The 18,719-nt window shown below is 43.5% G+C and carries 17 protein-coding genes; all 17 read right to left on the bottom strand.

The genetic code is table 11. The features are described from left to right. Window positions 1-4: 4 nt before the first annotated feature. On the bottom strand, window positions 5-2,596 hold the full coding sequence (gene mutS, locus JQX68_RS09495) for a DNA mismatch repair protein MutS (RefSeq protein ID WP_147771910.1): 2,592 nt from the start codon (window positions 2,594-2,596) through the stop codon (window positions 5-7). 132 nt (window positions 2,597-2,728) lie between these two features. Further along, window positions 2,729-3,274 carry an outer spore coat protein CotE gene (gene cotE, locus JQX68_RS09490; RefSeq protein WP_003221022.1) on the bottom strand — a complete coding sequence of 182 codons (546 nt, stop codon included), beginning with the start codon at window positions 3,272-3,274 and terminating at the stop codon, window positions 2,729-2,731. Window positions 3,275-3,536: 262 nt separating this feature from the next. Then, entirely contained in the window at window positions 3,537-3,968 is a 432-nt protein-coding gene (gene ricA / locus JQX68_RS09485; protein WP_014664027.1) for a regulatory iron-sulfur-containing complex subunit RicA, read from the bottom strand. 1 nt (window position 3,969) lies between these two features. Further along, on the bottom strand, window positions 3,970-5,499 hold the full coding sequence (gene miaB, locus JQX68_RS09480) for a tRNA (N6-isopentenyl adenosine(37)-C2)-methylthiotransferase MiaB (protein ID WP_014664026.1): 1,530 nt from the start codon (window positions 5,497-5,499) through the stop codon (window positions 3,970-3,972). A gap of 144 nt (window positions 5,500-5,643) precedes the next feature. Then, entirely contained in the window at window positions 5,644-6,822 is a 1,179-nt protein-coding gene (locus tag JQX68_RS09475) for a glycine C-acetyltransferase (RefSeq protein WP_147771909.1), read from the bottom strand. Window positions 6,823-6,835: 13 nt separating this feature from the next. Then, on the bottom strand, window positions 6,836-7,879 hold the full coding sequence (gene tdh / locus JQX68_RS09470; protein ID WP_147771908.1) for an L-threonine 3-dehydrogenase: 1,044 nt from the start codon (window positions 7,877-7,879) through the stop codon (window positions 6,836-6,838). A gap of 263 nt (window positions 7,880-8,142) precedes the next feature. Beyond that, entirely contained in the window at window positions 8,143-8,403 is a 261-nt protein-coding gene (gene spoVS / locus JQX68_RS09465) for a stage V sporulation protein SpoVS (protein WP_003154135.1), read from the bottom strand. Between the two features lie 198 nt (window positions 8,404-8,601). Then, entirely contained in the window at window positions 8,602-9,396 is a 795-nt protein-coding gene (gene ymdB / locus JQX68_RS09460) for a 2',3'-cyclic-nucleotide 2'-phosphodiesterase (RefSeq protein ID WP_040083141.1), read from the bottom strand. Between the two features lie 69 nt (window positions 9,397-9,465). After that, window positions 9,466-11,028, bottom strand: a complete 1,563-nt coding sequence (rny, locus tag JQX68_RS09455; protein WP_003221010.1) for a ribonuclease Y — start codon at window positions 11,026-11,028, stop codon at window positions 9,466-9,468. A gap of 276 nt (window positions 11,029-11,304) precedes the next feature. Next, window positions 11,305-12,480, bottom strand: coding sequence for a serine hydrolase domain-containing protein (locus JQX68_RS09450; protein WP_014664022.1), 1,176 nt, complete (start codon window positions 12,478-12,480; stop codon window positions 11,305-11,307). A 167-nt stretch (window positions 12,481-12,647) separates the two neighbouring features. Next, a complete protein-coding gene (recA, locus tag JQX68_RS09445; protein ID WP_003245789.1) occupies window positions 12,648-13,694 on the bottom strand; it encodes a recombinase RecA in 1,047 nt (348 codons plus the stop codon). Window positions 13,695-13,866: 172 nt separating this feature from the next. Beyond that, entirely contained in the window at window positions 13,867-15,117 is a 1,251-nt protein-coding gene (locus JQX68_RS09440; RefSeq protein ID WP_147771907.1) for a competence/damage-inducible protein A, read from the bottom strand. A gap of 17 nt (window positions 15,118-15,134) precedes the next feature. Further along, complete coding sequence (gene pgsA, locus JQX68_RS09435) at window positions 15,135-15,716, bottom strand: CDP-diacylglycerol--glycerol-3-phosphate 3-phosphatidyltransferase (RefSeq protein ID WP_014664019.1); 582 nt, start codon at window positions 15,714-15,716, stop codon at window positions 15,135-15,137. Between the two features lie 49 nt (window positions 15,717-15,765). Continuing rightward, a complete protein-coding gene (rodZ, locus tag JQX68_RS09430) occupies window positions 15,766-16,680 on the bottom strand; it encodes a cell shape determination protein RodZ (protein WP_069839434.1) in 915 nt (304 codons plus the stop codon). 18 nt (window positions 16,681-16,698) lie between these two features. Beyond that, a complete protein-coding gene (locus tag JQX68_RS09425) occupies window positions 16,699-17,490 on the bottom strand; it encodes a DUF3388 domain-containing protein (RefSeq protein ID WP_040083145.1) in 792 nt (263 codons plus the stop codon). 129 nt (window positions 17,491-17,619) lie between these two features. Then, entirely contained in the window at window positions 17,620-17,877 is a 258-nt protein-coding gene (locus JQX68_RS09420) for a DUF3243 domain-containing protein (protein ID WP_003245199.1), read from the bottom strand. Between the two features lie 80 nt (window positions 17,878-17,957). Then, window positions 17,958-18,686: an elongation factor P 5-aminopentanone reductase gene (ymfI, locus tag JQX68_RS09415; protein WP_041521338.1), complete on the bottom strand. Its 729-nt coding sequence runs from the start codon at window positions 18,684-18,686 to the stop codon at window positions 17,958-17,960. Window positions 18,687-18,719 lie beyond the last annotated feature (33 nt).

Here is an 18,719-nt window from a genome sequence, read left to right as displayed (position 1 = left end):
CGTTTTAATGTAATTTCTTTTGCAGCTTGTACATTTCATTCATCGCTTCAAGCGGTGTCATATCAAGTATATTAAGTGATTTGAAGGCATCGAGCACCTGCTTTTCTTTTTTTGAAAGCTTTGGTGTATCAGCCGGCTTTTCCGCTGCGTCAAAAAAAGACAGCTGTGCCGGTTCTTCTTTCACCTGGGGTTTCTCCTCCTGGGATTTATGCACGGTCACCTCTGGTTTGTTTCCTGACTGCTCCAGCTCTTTTAAAATATCTTGAGCCCGCGCAATCAGATCTTCAGGCAGCTCAGCAAGCTGAGCTACATGGATACCATAGCTTTTATCAGCGGCACCTTCTTTAATTTGATGAAGAAAGACAACAGTTCCGTTATATTCTTCAGCGCGAACATGAACGTTTTTCAGCTGAGGCAGCTTGTCCTCCAGAACGGTCAGCTCGTGATAGTGTGTGCTGAACAGCGTCTTGGCGCCGATATGATCGTGAACATACTCAATAATCGCCTGTGCCAGCGCCATGCCATCATAAGTGGACGTGCCCCGCCCAATTTCATCAAACAGAATGAGGCTGTTTTTCGTCGCATTGACAATCGCATTTTTCGCTTCAAGCATTTCTACCATAAATGTACTTTGTCCGGAAATCAAATCATCTGCAGCGCCGATTCGCGTAAAAATTTGATCAAAAATCGGAAGTACCGCTTTTTTCGCGGGTACAAAGCAGCCGATTTGCGCCATAATGGAAATGAGCGCGATTTGTCTCATATACGTGCTTTTCCCTGACATGTTTGGACCTGTAATGAGAAGCATTTGTCTGTTATCGCCCATCATACAGTTGTTCGGGACATATTCCTGGCTGTCCATGACTTTTTCAACAACCGGGTGTCTGCCTTCAATCACTTCGACTTCATCTTTAGAGAACTCCGGTTTCGTGTAGTGACGATTTTCACTAATTGTCGCAAAGCATTGCAGCGCATCCAGCTCGCTCATCTGTTTTGCAAGCTGCTGAAGCCGCGGAATATACTGCTTCACTTTCTCGCGCAGCTCGGTAAACAGCTCGTACTCCAGCTCACAGATGTTATTTTCCGCTTCTAAAATAAGCGCTTCTTTTTCTTTTAATTCTGGTGTAATGTAGCGCTCTGCATTCGTTAACGTCTGCTTCCGCTCATAACGCCCTTCCTCAAGCAAATGCAAATTTGCTTTTGTCACCTCAATGTAATAACCGAAAACTTTATTAAAGCCGACCTTTAAAGAGCGAACGCCTGTGTATTCCCGCTCCTGCTGTTCCAGGCGGGCAATCCAGTCTTTTCCGTTTCTGCTTGCATCACGGTATTCATCAAGCTTTTGATTGTAACCGTCTTTTATCAGGTTTCCTTCTTTTAACGATAAAGGAGGGTTTTCGTACAGCGCTTCTTCCAGCAGTTCAAGTACATCTCCGCAAGGGTCAATACGCTCTGCACGTTCCTTGGCCTTGTCATGAGCAAGTGAAGCAACCAGCTGTTTGATGCCAGGCACTTGCTTTAACGATTCCTTCAGCTGAATCAAATCCCGGGCATTGACATTTCCGAATGCCACGCGGCCGGCAAGACGTTCTAAATCATATACTTCTTTTAACCGTTCACGTAGATCTTCCCGTTCAAAGAAATGGGACATCAATGTTTCCACCATTTCTTGGCGCTCTTCGATTTGATTGACTCTGATAAGCGGCCGGTCAATCCATTGTTTAAGAAGCCGGCCTCCCATTGCCGTTTTTGTTTCATCCAGCAGCCACAAAAGGGAGCCTTTTTTATTTTTCGAACGGATCGTTTCGGTCAGCTCCAGGTTACGCTTTGAGTACAAGTCGATTTTCATCGCTTCCTCAAGCTCATACACCTGCACGGGCTGAAGATGATCAAGGCTGCGCTTTTGGGTTCTTTTCAGATACGCATATAAGCGCATAAATGTTTTTGTTACATCTTCATTATTTAAGTGCTCAATGATCGTGACGTGTTCGTCTATTTCTCCGTCTTCAATTGAAATTGTTGCACCGCACCGCTCTTTTAGCTGTCCGACTGTATCGGCATCCAGGCTTCCTGAAACCACGATTTCACGGGCGCCGACGGAATAAATTTCTGATATGACGTCTTCAAGCCGTTCAATCAAAACAGCCAAATTTTCTCCCGTTGTTAAATCGGAAAGCGCAAGCCCGTATCCATTCGAGCAGACTGAAACAGATGCGATAAAGTTATTTTCCGATTCATGGATGCCTTTGCCGTCCATTACAGTTCCGGGCGTAATAAGCTGAACCACTTCTCTTTTTACAACACCCTTTGCGGCCTTCGGATCTTCCGTCTGTTCACAGATCGCCACTTTGTATCCTTTTTTAATAAGCTGTTCAATATACGCAGAAGCAGAATGATACGGCACACCGCACATCGGTATTTTTTCTGCCCCGCCGCCATCTCTGCTCGTTAACGTAATTTCCAGCTCTTGTGACGCTTTTTTAGCGTCCTCAAAAAACATTTCGTAAAAATCACCCAGTCGAAAAAATAAAAAGGCATCCTGGTGCTCTGCCTTAATTTTTAAATATTGCTGTATCATAGGCGTATAACCGGCCATTGTTTAATCCCTCACTATGTATCAACGTTTCTATTTTCCAGCCTTCATTATAACATAAACAAAAAGTGATAAAAGAATGATATATCAATATAAAAAAGAGACTTGGGGGTACTGTCTCCCCTAGTCCCTTTTTTATTCTTCAGGATCTCCCACTAAAAATTCCGGGTTGATGTCTTCAAGCTCTTCATCAAGCTCATCTTCCCAATCTTCCTCGTCTTCCTCTTCCCAGTCAGGATTGACCTCAACAACTACCTTTGTTTCTCCTACCACTTCCGCCAAAAATTCTCTTTCTGCCTGCACAACGATTTTATTTCCATTCGGCGAAATAGTCACTTCAAGGCAGTTTGGCTGCTGAAGCACTTTGGCAATTACTTCATGCTCATCATCTAAGTAATTATTGTCTCTGTATCTGAGTTTAATGACATCTACGTATTTTACCCGTTCTGTGACAACCTCTGTCTTTGTGTTGTCCGCGTATGAGTACCATACGTTTATATCATAATACCCTTCAATTTCTACCGTTTTTCCAATTTTTTCAGCGTCGTACTTGTGGTTAATAATCCAACCACCCAAAATGCTGCTAGGTTTTTTCTCAGGGGAGATAGTGTTGGTGCATTGGGTGAATTTTCGGCCTTTCGCTACTACTGCCTTCGTGATAATTTCCCTGTATTCAGACATTCCGGCATGCCTCCTTGTTCTTCTTCGTGTTATCTTATGCTGGGCATTTGTCTAGTGTGCATTTTTATAAATAAAATATAAAAATACAAAGTTTCTGTTCCATTGTATGCAGGTGTGCCTAGAAACTTTACTTATAAGTACGATAAAGTTTACTCGCGGCTGAGCACAGAAAAACCAATTGAACATTTAGTACATAGATTATTTAGTTCATTTATAACCAAATAAATGATAAAAAAACACGGGCCTGTAAAGGCACCGTGTTTTAGAGAGAACAGCTGTTATTTGAATGCTTCACCTTTGAACCGGTTTCCCCTTTCAGCAGGTCGCCTCCGGTTGACGTGATGATTTCATTTGTGACTTGGTTGGAAATGGTGTGTGCAACGAGCTGCAGTAGGTCATTTACCTCCATCTGCGAGTCTCTGAATTCCTGGATAACAGGAATCCCTTCAAGCTCTTCTTGCAGCGCGTCAATTTTTGCTTCTACTTGTTTGAGCGCTTCATGTTTTTCATAATGCTTAAGATTGACAGCCTGCTTTTGCAAGGCTTTAATCTGATTAACGATTGCAGACACTTTGTCATTCTCATTGATTTGCGCTTCAGCTCGTTTGAAAAAATCAACCTCTTCTGTTTCAGAGATCATTTTTGCAAGGTTCCGTGCCTGCTGCACAATGTCTTTTTTTGAGTAGAGCGTCATCTTATTTCACCTCGATTGCTTCTCCTACCATTTCTCCATCAAGCGACCATGTTTTCGCTTGCTGGATTTTCACGCGGACGATTTTGCCTATGGCTTCCTTCGGCCCTTTGAAATTGACAAGCTTGCTTTTTTCAGTATAGCCGGCAAGAATATCAGGGTTATTTTTGCTTTCACCCTCAACTAATACTTCGACAACCTTGCCTTCGTATTCCTTCATTTTTTTAGCAGAAATTTCATTCACCAGTGCGTTTAGACGCTGCAGGCGCTCTTTTTTCACACGCATCGGTACATTATCTTTCATCTTAGCAGCCGGAGTGCCCTCACGCGGAGAGTAAATGAACGTATAGGCGCTGTCAAACTCCACCTCACGATATAGAGAAAGCGTTTCTTCAAACTGTTCGTCCGTTTCGTTCGGAAATCCGACGATAATGTCCGTTGTCAAAGAAGCGTTCGGCATTGCTTCTTTAATTTTTCGAACCAGCTCCATGTAACGCTCTCTGTCATATTTGCGGGCCATCAGCTTCAGAACTTCTGAGCTTCCTGATTGAACCGGAAGATGAATGTGATCAAGCAGATTTCCGCCTTTCGCCAGCACTTCAATGAGGCGATCGTCAAAGTCGCGCGGATGACTTGTTGTAAAGCGGATTCTCGGAATATCGATTTTTCTCAGTTCATCCATCAAATCACCAAGTCCGTACGTCATATCTTCAAAGTCTTTTCCATATGCGTTTACGTTTTGGCCTAACAGTGTAATTTCCTTATAGCCTTCACTCGCAAGCCTTCTCACTTCCTGAATGATATCCTCAGGGCGGCGGCTTCTTTCTTTTCCGCGTGTGTAAGGCACAATGCAATACGTACAGAATTTGTCACAGCCATACATAATATTGACCCAGCCCTTAATTTTTCCGTTCCGGACTTTCGGAAGGTTTTCAATAACGTCCCCTTCCTTGGACCAAACTTCTACGACCATTTCTTTTGAAAGGTATGCTTCTGACAAAAGCTCCGGCAGGCGATGAATGTTATGGGTTCCGAAAATCATATCGACAAACGGATGTTTTTTCAAAATCCGGTTCACGACTGATTCCTCTTGAGACATACAGCCGCACACGCCTAAAATCAGATCGGGATTGTTTTTTTTCAGTGCTTTTAAGTGCCCGAGCTCACCAAACACCTTGTTTTCGGCATTTTCACGGATTGCGCATGTGTTTAACAAAATGACATTGGCATCATCAACAGAGTTTGTCGCTTCGTAACCGAGCGCCATAAAGATTCCTGCCATAACCTCTGTATCGTGTTCATTCATTTGGCAGCCATACGTACGGATATAAAACTTTCTTCCGTCTCCCAAGCCTTTAAATTGTTCAGAAATTTTAAAGTCATTATGATAAGTAACGGCTTCCTTGCCTCTTTTTTTCGCGTCTTTTAAGGAAGGCGGAATGTAAACAGCTTCAAAGTACTTGCTGTAATCCTTCTCGGATTTTTTGTCCGATGGATTTACTTGTCCGCTCTCTAATTTTTGTTTTTCATTCATATCATATTTTCTCCTTTCAAACCAAACTTCCACCCTTCAGTATAAAGGTTATTGAAGCTCTGCACAACTGGCAACCTATCATTGTACACTCATTGAGAATAATAATCAATAAGGAATCAAAAGAGGAAGAGTTTGCTCTTCCTCCTACAATAGCTGGAGCTCCTTTGCCGTCTTTTCGATGACATCAAGCGCCTGATCCAGTTCATCTTTGGTATGCTCAGCTGTTATAATCGTGCGAATTCTGGCTTTACCCTTTGCTACAGTCGGGAAAACGATGCTTTGGGCAAAAACGCCTCGAGCAAGGAGCTGATCAGAAAATTGCTTTGCCACACCTTCATCACCTATTAAAATAGGAAGAATCGGCGTTTCACTCTTCGTGAGAGTCAGGCCCATTTTTACAAGCATTGCTTTAAAATAAGCGGTATTTTCCCACAAGCGCTCCATATGCTCCGGCTCTTCCAGCAAGACATCGATTGCTTCCATACAAGCGGCAGTGACAGCAGGCGGATGGGATGTGCTGAATAAAAACGGACGGCCTTTATGGCGCAAATAATCGATCAGCACCTTTGAACCTGCAGCATAGCCGCCAAGCACTCCGATTGCCTTGCTTAGTGTTCCGACCTGAATATGAACTCTGCCATCAAGACCGAAGTGATTCACTGTTCCCCTGCCGTTTTCACCAAGCACTCCGGATGCATGGGCGTCATCCACCATCACAAATGCGTCATATTTCTCAGCGAGCTCTACAATATCAGGCAAAGGAGCTATGTTGCCATCCATGGAAAATACGCCGTCTGTCACAATCAGACGCATCCGATAATTCATTGACTTTCTCAGCACCCGCTCTAAATCACTCATATCGACGTGCTGATACACCTTTTTATCCGCCTTTGTCAGTCGAATTCCGTCAATAATAGAGGCATGGTTCAGCTCATCTGAGATGACAATATCCTCTTTTGTAAGAATACTTGAAAGTACGCCTTGGTTCGTTGTGAAGCCTGATTGGAATACAAGTGCTGCCTCCGTTTTTTTAAAGGCTGCCAGCTTTTTCTCAAGTTCTTGATGCATGGTAAATGTGCCGGCAATCGTTCTCACTGATCCGGTGCCGGCTCCATACCGCTGTACGGCCTCCTGTGCGGCGTTGATGAGTCTAGGATGTGAAGTAAATCCGAGGTAATTATTAGAAGAAAGCTGAATGACTTTTTGATGATTGACTGTGACAGATGGGCCTTGCATAGATTCAAGCTGTTTTATGTCTTGCCATGTATGGTTTTCTTTCATTCTATCAAGCTCTGCTTTTAAAAACTCAAATTCCTTCGTCATGTTTATCCCCCTTTTATGGAATTAAAATTACTTTTCCGCACTGGCCGCTTCTCATCAGTTCGAAACCTTTTTCAAACTCCTCTAACGGAAACTGATGGGTAATAACAGGTGCTAGATCTAGCACGTTTGAACTGATCAGTTGAGACACCTGGCGCCAGGTTGAAAACATTTTTCTTCCTGTGATTCCTTGGATCGTAAGCCCCTTAAATACCACTTTATTCGTTAAATCAATTGTCACCGGATGTTCCGGCAAACTCAGAATATGAAACCTCCCGCCATTCGCAGCCATCGCAAGACCTTGGGCAATCGCTGAGGGATGGCCGGACATCTCACAAACAAGATCTGCGCCTTCTTCATTCGTTAAAGCGCTTACAATTTTGAGCGGATCTTCTTTTTCAATAGAAACAGTACAAGTCGCTCCCATTTGTTTGGCAAGCCTCAGCCTGTATTCATTCTTATCGATTGCTATCACCTGAGAAGCTCCTGCTGCTTTTGCAACCGCAACAGCCATAAGACCAATCGGTCCGCATCCAATCACTGCAGTCGTTCCTCCTGCAGGCTGGCTCTCCAGTACGGTATGAACTGCATTTCCTAAAGGCTCTTGAATAGAAGCAATCGACGGGTCCATTTCAGCAGGATTTCTCCAGATGTTATCAGCGGGAACTTTTACATATTCCGCAAAACAGCCTGCCGTGTCCACTCCGATAATCGCAGTATTGGTGCAAACATGAGATTTTCCTGTTACACAAGGGACACATTCACCGCAGACAATGTGTGTTTCCGCCGACACAAATTCTCCTGCTTTTACACCGCTGACATTCTCTCCCACAGCTTCAACAATTCCGCTGAACTCATGACCGAAAACATAGGGTGTTTTGATTCTCTGACGTGCCCATTGATCCCAATTATAAATGTGCACATCCGTGCCGCATATGGAAGCAGCTTTCACTTTTATGAGGACTTCATGTTTATCAATCTCAGGAATAGGAACTTCAGTCAGCACAGCACCGAACGCCCCGTCCTTTTTCATTAGAGCTTTCATCTTTCCACTCTGCATGTACAATCCTCCTTGAAAAATTCTTGTTACATTCGGATTGTACCATGATATGGAATAAGCGTAAACAGCACTGTCTTTTCCAGAAGGACAAAAGTATCTGTCTTGAAAAATGGGCGGAATTTTTTTTGAAACGCTTTAGCTCATTTCTGATTTTGCATATCCGCCCATTATATGCCAAAAATACTATCGGGAGAAAATATCACAATAAATGAAAAACAACCTGTTTGCATTACGCAAACAGGTTGAGAATACTTTATTTGTTTTTAGCGAGGTTCCACGATTAATTTAATCGCTGTTCTTTCTTCCCCATCGATTTGAATATCTGTAAAAGCCGGAATACAAATCAAATCTACGCCGCTAGGCGCCACAAATCCCCTGGCAATCGCCACAGCTTTTACAGCCTGGTTTAATGCACCCGCTCCGATCGCTTGAATCTCGGCGGCTCCTCGCTCTCTCAACACGCCTGCAAGCGCACCTGCCACTGAATTTGGACTCGATTTTGCTGAAACTTTTAAGATTTCCATTTCTGCTCCCCCTTAGTTTTACAATGGATAAGTGAGTGTTCATTAGAACAATCATTATTAGATGTTGCTATCCAAAAAGCCATCCCCACAATGCTTTTCAAAAATAGCGGGCTACCTTCCATTTTTACTATATTCACTAAGGAGTTGCTATATTCCTGCTTTTCTTTTTAATATTTTTATAAAATAACCTATGTTCAATTATTCAAAGAACATGTGATCATCATTGATTAAAACACGCTCGATTTTCACGGCTTTTTTCGTTTGATCATCTATGTCAATGACAACTCCGCTGAGCGTTGTTTTCCCTTCAGCGACAGTAAACCGGACTGGAAGGTTCGTTTTGAATCGTTTAATAATCGTCTCTCTGTCCATTCCCAGTATACCGTCATATGGGCCAGTCATTCCTACATCAGTAATATATGCCGTTCCCTTCGGCAAAATGCGGTTATCCGCTGTTTGCACGTGTGTATGAGTTCCTACAACAGCTGATGCCCGTCCATCCGTGTACCAGCCAAGCGCGAGCTTTTCACTTGTCGCTTCGGCATGAAAGTCGATAAAAATGTACGGTGTTCTTTTCGCAGCTTCAGCAATCAATTCATCCGCTTTTAAAAATGGGTCATCAAGCGGCGGTAAAAACGTACGTCCCTGCAAATTAATAACCGCAAGTTCTTTGCCGTTTGCTTTCACATATGTGATCCCTTTCCCCGGTGTTCCTTCAGGAAAGTTTGCCGGGCGAACCAAATTCGGAACGTCATCTATAAAATCAAAAATTTCTTTTTTGTCCCATGTGTGGTTCCCCATTGTGATTGCATCTGCACCGGACTGGATTAAGCTGTGATAAATTTTTTCCGTCAGGCCTTTTCCGTGTGCGGCATTTTCACCATTAATAATGGTAAAGTGAGGCTTATATTTTGTTTTTAACTTTGGTACATATTCTTTGACCATGTCACGGCCCGGTGAACCGACAACATCTCCGATAAATAAAATTCTCATTTTGTAAATCCTTTCTTCTTGAAAATTCCTTAGCCGTCAAAAAAATAAAGTGATGCTTAGCGCATCACTTTATTTTGCATACTCTACGGCACGAGTTTCTCTGATTACAGTCACCTTAATATGACCTGGATAATCGAGCTCGTCCTCAATTCGCTTGCGGATATCTCGCGCCAGTCGATGAGCTTCAAGATCATTAATTGAATCCGGCTTCACCATAATGCGCACTTCGCGTCCAGCCTGAATGGCAAATGATTTTTCAACACCTTCGTAGGACTCAGAAATTTCTTCGAGTTTTTCAAGTCTTCGAATATAATTCTCGAGCGTCTCACTTCTCGCACCAGGCCTTGCAGCGGAAAGCGCATCTGCTGCAGCGACCAGCACAGCGATAATGGAAGTCGGCTCCTCATCCCCGTGGTGTGATGCAATACTGTTAATCACGACTGGGTGCTCTTTATATTTGGTCGCAAGCTCTACCCCGATTTCAACGTGGCTTCCTTCTACTTCATGGTCAATTGCTTTCCCGATGTCGTGAAGAAGACCCGCACGTTTGGCAAGCTTTGCGTCTTCACCAAGCTCCGATGCCATTAGACCGGCCAAGAATGCGACTTCCATGGAATGCTTAAGCACATTTTGACCGTAGCTTGTACGGAACTTTAAGCGGCCGAGGATCTTGATGAGATCTGGGTGGAGGCCGTGAACGCCAACCTCAAATGTCGTCTGTTCACCCATCTCACGAATATAGTCATCGACCTCGCGACGAGATTTTTCAACCATTTCTTCAATCCGTGCCGGATGAATTCGGCCATCCTGAACGAGTTTATCAAGAGCAATTCTGGCTGTCTCACGTCTGATCGGATCAAATCCGGAAAGAATGACAGCTTCAGGTGTATCATCAATAATCAGGTCAATTCCTGTCAGCGTTTCAAGCGTACGAATGTTACGCCCTTCCCGTCCGATGATACGTCCTTTCATCTCATCATTTGGAAGATTGACAACTGATACCGTTGTTTCGGCAACGTGGTCCGCTGCGCAGCGCTGTAAGGCGAGTGAAAGAATGTTTTTCGCTTTCTTATCCGCCTCTTCTTTCGCACGGTTTTCAGTTTCTTTTGTCATGATGGCGATGTCATGTGAAAGCTCGTTTTCAACCCGCTCAAGAATGATTTGCTTTGCTTCATCACGAGTCAGACTCGAAATTCGTTCCAACTCTGACTGCTGCATACGAATCATCTCATCCACTTTGCTTTCCATCTCTTCAATATGTTGTTGTCGTTCATTCAGAGAATGATCTTTCTTCTCCAACATCGCTTCCCGTTTATCAATTCCCTCATGTTTGCGATCAAGGTTTTCCTCCTTTTGGAGTAAACGGTTTTCTTGTTTTTGAAGCTCATTTCGTCTTTCACGAACTTCCTGTTCAGCATCTATTCGAAGTTTGTGGATTTCATCCTTTGCTTCAAGCAGAGCTTCTTTTTTCAGTGCTTCAGCATCACGCTTTGCATCTTCAAGAATTTGCTCGGCTGCACCGCGTGCGCCCGCAATTTTCGCTTCGGCAATGGTTTTACGAACAAAGTAGCCAACAACTAAACCGAGTAGAATCAGCAAAATGGAGATGAGAACCATCATAATTGGGGTCATACTTTCACCTCCTCTTGCTATGAACTTGGTTGTTGCTTAAATAAGTGTCGGCATGTACATTGTCTAGTTTTCTCAACATACAGAACCTTCACAGGGAATGAGTATGTTCATCGCCCTTGTCAAGTTTAAATGGTTTAACAATCATGTTAAAAAAACAAATGTTACAACTTCATTGTAAATGTGTCGGAAATACTTGTCAAGCTTGCCATCTTAACGTTTGCAGACCCGACGTCTTTTCCCGTGCCGAATGCAATTTATCCAAAAGAAGATCACGGATCATTCTTGATTCAGAAGCTGATATATTTTATTGTTTACTTGGCCCAATTTAGCGTTATTTTGAATGTTGGAGAACAAAATAACAATGGTTTGCCCAGATTTACTAAAGCTGTTCAAGATATTGAAGCCCGGCATAACGCCATGGTTTGAATAGCTTCCAGGAGCAACATAAAATCCCATGCCGTATGTGGAGCTGCTCCCTGGCGTAAACATCTTTTCATAGCTTTTTTGTGAATACAGTTTTCCATCTATCAGCGCTTGGTCAAATTTGTACATATCTATAGCGCTCATATAAATATCGCCGGCTCCATACAGCTGAGATAGATCAGGTATATACGGTGTAACCGTTTTGCTGCCCTTCATCTTATACCCGACGGCAGGATAAGGTTCTTTTTCATATGTTTTGTAAAAGCCTGCATGCGTCATTCCCGCCGGTTTAAAAATGTGTTTTTTTATGTACTGTTCATACGGCTCACCGCTTACTTCAGCAATGATATAAGCGAGAACAGAATAGTTGGAATCCTTGTAGTCCCATACGCCAGGCTGACGTTTGATTCCCTGAAGTTCTATGTCTTTTATTAAATCGTCCGGGGTAATGGCGCCGTTTCCTTCAATATGTCCGTTTATCCCCGATGTATGTGTAAGCAGATTCTTCAAAGTAATCGTTTGTCCGTTAGGAAAATGAGGTAAATACGTGCTTACCGGATCACTTGTCTGAAGTTTCCCCTTTTCCTCAAGCTGCAAAATAGCGGTTGCAATCAGCGCTTTTTGTGACGAACCGACGTAAAAAGACGTCAATGGATTATTTTGAATATGATGTTCACGGTCTGCATAGCCAAAACCTTTATTTGTTACGATTTCTCCATTTCTGACAATCATAGCGGTTCCGCTGAAACCGATCTCTTTTAAATAATTGCTGATGTTTTGATTTCGGTCTACTGTTTTGATTTGTTCCTCTGATTTTTTGGCAGTTTTCTTTTTAACCTCTTTTTTCTGATCGGTATTTGAAACCGCTGCAGTTTCTTGAGATGGCTCGTTTTCTTCACTATTTCGATGAAGCGCATTCCAAATCGTAATGCAAACCATCACTGCTAAAAGACCAAGCAACAGTTTTCCTCTTTTATTTAGTTTTCTCCGTCTACGTTTCGCAGTTCTTCTGCGGGTTGGGCTCGTCATTCATTTTTTCCTCCCGAAATAAATTCCATTTTGCACACGTTTTGTTAGACGAATAAAGCCCTAAAAAAGTTGTCAAGAAAAGCAATATTTTTATCATTTTTTTGCAAAATACAAAAAAGCTGAGTTTTTCACTCAGCCTTTTGTATCATTTGAAATTTATTTTATTTTTATTCTTCAAATTCGAGTTCTTCTTGTGTCTCTTCAGCTTGCTGCTGCACTACTCCGTTATTATCCAAGCCGTAATGTTCGCGAATCTGCTCCTGGATCATCAGCATGATATCTTTATTTTCTTTCAGGAATTGCTTTGCATTTTCACGGCCTTGGCCAAGGCGCTCTTCTTCATAAGAGTACCATGAACCGCTTTTTTGCACGATATCAAGTTCAGTTCCTAGATCAATGATTTCTCCTTCTTTTGAAATGCCTTCTCCGTACATAATGTCAACCTCGGCTGTACGGAACGGCGGAGCCACCTTGTTTTTCACGACTTTGATTTTCGTTTTGTTCCCCATTACGTCATTGCCTTGTTTCAGCTGTTCAGCACGGCGCACTTCTAGACGCACGGAAGAATAAAATTTCAGTGCACGGCCGCCAGGAGTTGTTTCCGGGTTCCCGAACATAACGCCGACTTTTTCACGAATTTGGTTAATGAAAATCGCGATCGTCTTCGATTTGTTAATGGCCCCTGAAAGCTTACGAAGCGCTTGAGACATTAAGCGTGCTTGTAGACCGACATGCGAATCTCCCATGTCGCCTTCAATTTCCGCTTTTGGAACGAGAGCAGCTACAGAGTCGACAACAACAATGTCAACTGCCCCGCTTCGAACCAATGCTTCCGCAATTTCAAGCGCCTGCTCGCCTGTGTCAGGCTGAGACAGTAAAAGCTCTTCGATGTTAACACCAAGCTTTTGCGCGTATACCGGATCTAACGCATGCTCCGCATCGATAAACGCGGCTTGTCCGCCCTGCTGCTGTACTTCAGCAATTGCATGAAGCGCCACAGTTGTTTTACCTGAGCTTTCAGGACCGTATACTTCAATAATCCGTCCGCGCGGATATCCGCCAATTCCCAATGCCGTATCAAGAGCGAGGGAGCCGCTTGGGACAGTAGAAATTCTTGTATCTGTCTTTTCTCCCAGTTTCATAATGGAACCTTTGCCGAACTGTTTTTCTATTTGTTTAAGAGCCATATCTAAGGCTGCCTGTCGATCACTCATTCTATTTTTTCCTCCTTTATGTTACCACTACATATACTATACCCTGTTTGAAGGGATTTGCCAAGAAAAAAGCGAACGCATATTCGGATTTTTTCTTGGCGTGATTCCTATCAAAATATCATAATGTATCAGAGAAATCATGTTTTCTTAGGAGGATAATGTGCTGATAATATTATTTTTGTTCTAAAAGCTTTAAGATTAAATGGCAGCCATATTTGGCGCCGCGTTTTCTGATTCCCGTTCTGGAGCCCGCAAAGTGAAACTCATGAACCTCTTCTTTCTCATTTGCGGAAATACCGATAAACACATGCCCAGGCTCATGCCCTTCTTGAGCATCAGGTCCTGCTACACCAGTAAAGCTAATGCCGATATCGCTGCCAGTGAGTTTTTGAACACCCTTAGCCAGTTCGGCTGCGCATTCCTTGCTGACCGCTCCAAAACGATCTAATGTGTCCTTCTTCACACCAAGCACATTCTGCTTCACGTCGTTTGTATAGCAAACAACACCGCCGGCAAATAATGTTGAAGCACCGCTAAGATCCGTCAGCCATTCAGAAAAAAGCCCGCCGGTAAAGCTTTCTGCCGCAGAAATTGTAATGCCTTTTTCCTTACATGCTTTAGATAGCTCTTTTACAAGAGAAGTATCATCGTACCCATAGAAAAATTCACCGACACGCTCTAAGATAACGGCCTCTGTTTCTTTTAGCAGACGTTCTGTTTCCTTTTCATCGGCGTGTTTGGCTGTCAGACGCAGCGTCACCTCTCCATCAGCAGCCAAAGGAGCGATTGTCGGGTTGGTTTGTGCATCAATAATGTCTTCCAAATCGGCTTCAAGCTGAGATTCGCCGATACCGAAAAAGCGAAGAACGGTGGACACGATTTTTTCATTTGAACCCATCTTTTTGAGCAGAAGAGGCTTTGCCTCGTTTTCAAACATTGGACGCAATTCGCTCGGCGGCCCAGGAAGAAGCATATAGAAGCGCGATTCATGCTCTATGAGCATTCCCGGGGCCATTCCAAAGTGATTCGCCAGCACGTCAGATCCTTCAATCACAAGCGCCTGTTTTCGGTTATTAGGTGACATCGTGCGTTTTGTTCGCTTGAAATAGTCCTCAATGGATTGGAATGCCTCATCATTTAACACAAGCGGACGCCCCAGCGTATTTGCAATCGTTTCTTTCGTCAGGTCATCTTTTGTGGGTCCAAGACCTCCTGAAAAAATAATGAAATCAGAGCGTTCTTCAGCAATGCGGATGACCTGCTTCAGCCGCTCCGGATTGTCTCCGACCGCTGTATGATAAAATACGTTGACCCCGATTTCAGCGAGCTGTTTGCTGATAAATTGAGCATTTGTATTGGCGATTTGGCCAAGCAGCAGCTCTGAACCGACTGCAATTATTTCTGCTTTTTTTGGAAATTCCATGACGAAGTCCTTCTTTCTTAGTTAGATGTTTTTAACGCTTCCCAGTTTTTAGAGAAATATTCCCAGCCTGAGACGACAGTAAAGAAGACGGCTACCCACAGCGCCAAGTCAGCAAACGGGAATGACACAAGTTCAAATGGAAGATTGTGAAGAAGCAATGCGGATACCGCAATAATCTGTGCCCACGTTTTGATTTTACCAAGCATGTTAGCAGCTACGACTTCTCCTGTTCCGGCCAAGACAAGCCTTAAACCTGTTACAGCAAACTCCCTGCTGATAATCACAATGACCATCCAAGCTGGCGCGAGATCAAATTGAACAAGGATAATTAACGCTGCGGATACAAGCAGCTTGTCCGCAAGCGGATCAAGAAATTTCCCGAAGTTTGTTACGAGGTTCAGTTTTCGGGCATAATATCCGTCAACCCAATCTGTTGTAGATGCAATAATAAATAGAATGGCCCCCGCCAAGTGTGCGATCGGGATCGATTCGTCTCCAACTTCGAGCCTGCCCCAGTCAAACGGCGCCAGCATGATAATCATGAAGATTGGGATTAATGCGATTCTAGCTAGTGTGATTTTATTTGGTAAGTTAAACATAAAGCCCCTCCAATTTCATACTCGGACGTGAAGAAAAGTCATCTGGTAATTAAGATGACTTTTCTTCCTTTTTATTTACAATCTTTATGGTTTGTGCCATCACTTTTTTCGGATCAAGTTCATATGAAAGAACCTTGCCGTTGATTTTTATTTTCAGATTAGGTGCATATCCTGTGCGGATTTCAACCTGTTTCTGATCAGTTATATCTTTTTTATAGGTTTCGTCTTTTTTCAGCGTTCCTTCTTTTAAAGAGCTGCTGTTTTCATCGCGCACCCGAATCCAAGAGCTGTCCGCTGCCTTCAATTCAAGCTCGATTTTATCAGCGCCGGACACTTCATAAGTCGTTAACGATCCTTCAGTGCCAGCAGCTTTAATCTCCAGCTTATCACTGTCATTTTCTTTTTTCTTATCTTCGTTTTCTTTCGTTTCTTTTTTAGTGTCTGTCTCTTTTTCAGAGCTGTTATTTTGATTCTCTTTCAGCGTTGAATCTTTAGGGATTTCGTACTTGCTCTCACTTTGCGTAATTGCTTTTTCTGATGCCGCATTGTGATCATCACTGTTTTTGTGGTTCGCAAATTGAATGATCGCGTACACAATGGCAATCACGACAATCACGCCGAGAATGACAAGTATCGTTGGCAGCAGCTCCAGCGCCTTAGATGCTGGCTTTGGCATTTCCTTTTGAAGATTCATGCCAGAGATCTTTTCAGACACATCGTCATGATACGTATTCGGGATATCTTTTTTATGCTCCTCAAACAGCTGATCCGCATCAAGCCCAACGGCTTCTGCATATTGCTTGATGAATGCCCGAACATAAAACTTCCCCGGAATAATGTCATAGTTTCCTTCCTCCAAGGCGGTTAAATACCTTTTTTGAATCTTTGTTGCCGCTTGGAGATCATCCAATGACATTGCTTTTTCCTCTCTGGCTTCTTTGAGCCGGATTCCTAGTTCAGTCACAACAAACACCTTCCAATTTTAAAAATCAAAGCTTGAAAACCCGGGTTGATCAAACATTTGGGGTTCCTCGGCATGTTCATATGTAATAACCTCATCAGGGTCATTTCTCAGTTCAATAATATAATCAAAGTCATCTAGTGTATACTCTGTATTTTGAACGAATATGTCCGGATGCTCCACCACTTTTGTTGCCGGAAGCCGCATTATTTCTCGGACCAGCTGGAGATGGCGTTCCGATCCTCTTCGTGTTGACACAATTCCGTCAACGATAAAGACATTTTCAGTGCTGTATTCTTCGGCAATCAGCTGGCTTCTTATCGTCTGCTTCAGCAAGGTTGAGGACACAAACAGCCACCTTTTGCTTGCACACACACTGGAGGCCACAATCGATTCCGTTTTTCCGACACGCGGCATTCCTCTGATTCCGATTAATTTATGGCCTTCTTTTTTGAACAATTCGGCCATAAAATCGACTAATAAGCCAAGCTCGTCCCGTTCAAAGCGGAACGTTTTCTTATCATCGGCATCCCGTTGAATATAGCGGCCATGGCGTACGGCAAGACGGTCGCGAAGCCTCGGTTCTCTAAGCTTCGTTACTTTAATTGTTTCCATCGTTTTTAAGATTGATTCTAATCGTTTAATTTGATCTATATGGCGGCACCTGAGGAGCATTCCCCTTCTGGAAAGATCGACGCCGTTTATCGTTACGATGTTAATAGAAAGCATCCCAAGAAGAGATGAGATATCCCCGAGCAGTCCGGGGCGGTTCACTTGAATTTCATATTCAAAATACCATTCGAGCTTTGCCAAATGATATACCCCCTTCATTGTGGCAAAATTTTACCTTCCTTTATCATAAAGCATTTTTCTCTAATTAGAAAGAAGAATGTTGCTGTGATGAGGAAAACATAAAAAAGAGAGGAAAAATCCCCTCTCTTCCTAGTGAGTGCTGTTATTTTCAACAAGCTTAACCATCATATTGGCAATGGCGTGCTGTTCATCTTTTGATGCTACACTCCAAAGATCTGCCAGCACTTTCTCCTGCTCGTTCTTAGATTCCACTTCATTAGCCAAGTAGCTGCCGATTTCTGTCGCAAGATCCGTAATCGTATCCTGGCTCATACCTTTATCTTGCGCATAGTTCAGACGGTCGCCAAGGAAGTTTTTCCAGCTATCCCAGTTTTCTAATACTGACATGCTTGTTTCCTCCATTTCATGTGAAGTTACAAGATTATTGTGTCCTTCGCAAAAGAAACTATACACCGAATATTTTCGGATCAGCAGTGCCAGCCGCCATTCACCGACAGAATTTGGCCGGTGATATATGATGCTTTGTCAGACAGGAGAAAAGCTGTTGCATCCGCAATTTCCTGCGGCCGGGCCAGCCGGCCGATCGGGATCTCATCAGCAATCTCTTCTTTTTCAGACGGGGTGAATTGATTCATCATATTTGTATCAACCGCGCCCGGCGCTACCGCGTTTACCCTGATTCCGCTTGGCGCCAGCTCCTTAGCCAGCCCTTTTACAAACGAATGCTGAGCTCCCTTTGCCATGCTGTACAGCACTTCACAGGATGCTCCAGTCTCTCCCCAAATCGAGCTGACAGCCACAATTGCTCCCGACTTATTCCGAATCATGCCTGGAAGAAGGTTTCGCGTCAGCATATACGGACTCGCCACATGGAGCTGAACCATTTCCTGGACTGTTACGTTATCCACATCCGTAATCAGCCCAAAATGGCTTCTTCCGCTGTTTAAAACAATCGCATCAATCGGCTGAACAATTGAACTTGTCAGCTGATCTGCCCCTTCTGGCGCGGACAGATCAGCTTGCAATATCTCCGCGTGCACGCCAAACATCTCTCTTAGTTTTTCAGCAAGCTCCGCTGCCGCGTTTTGATTTGTATTGTAATGAAGCAGCAGATTGTATCCCTTAGCCGCAAGGGTTTCGCTGATGCTTTTGCCAATGCCGCCGCTTGCTCCGGTGATTAGTGCTGTTTTGTTCATCCTCTTTCCCTCTTTCCGCACAAAAACACCCCT

The sequence above is a fragment of the Bacillus sp. LJBS06 genome, assembly GCF_016924995.1.
Taxonomy (GTDB): domain Bacteria; phylum Bacillota; class Bacilli; order Bacillales; family Bacillaceae; genus Bacillus; species Bacillus stercoris.
Note: the sequence above shows the minus strand (reverse complement) of the source record. Positions and strands in the feature narration are given on the sequence as shown.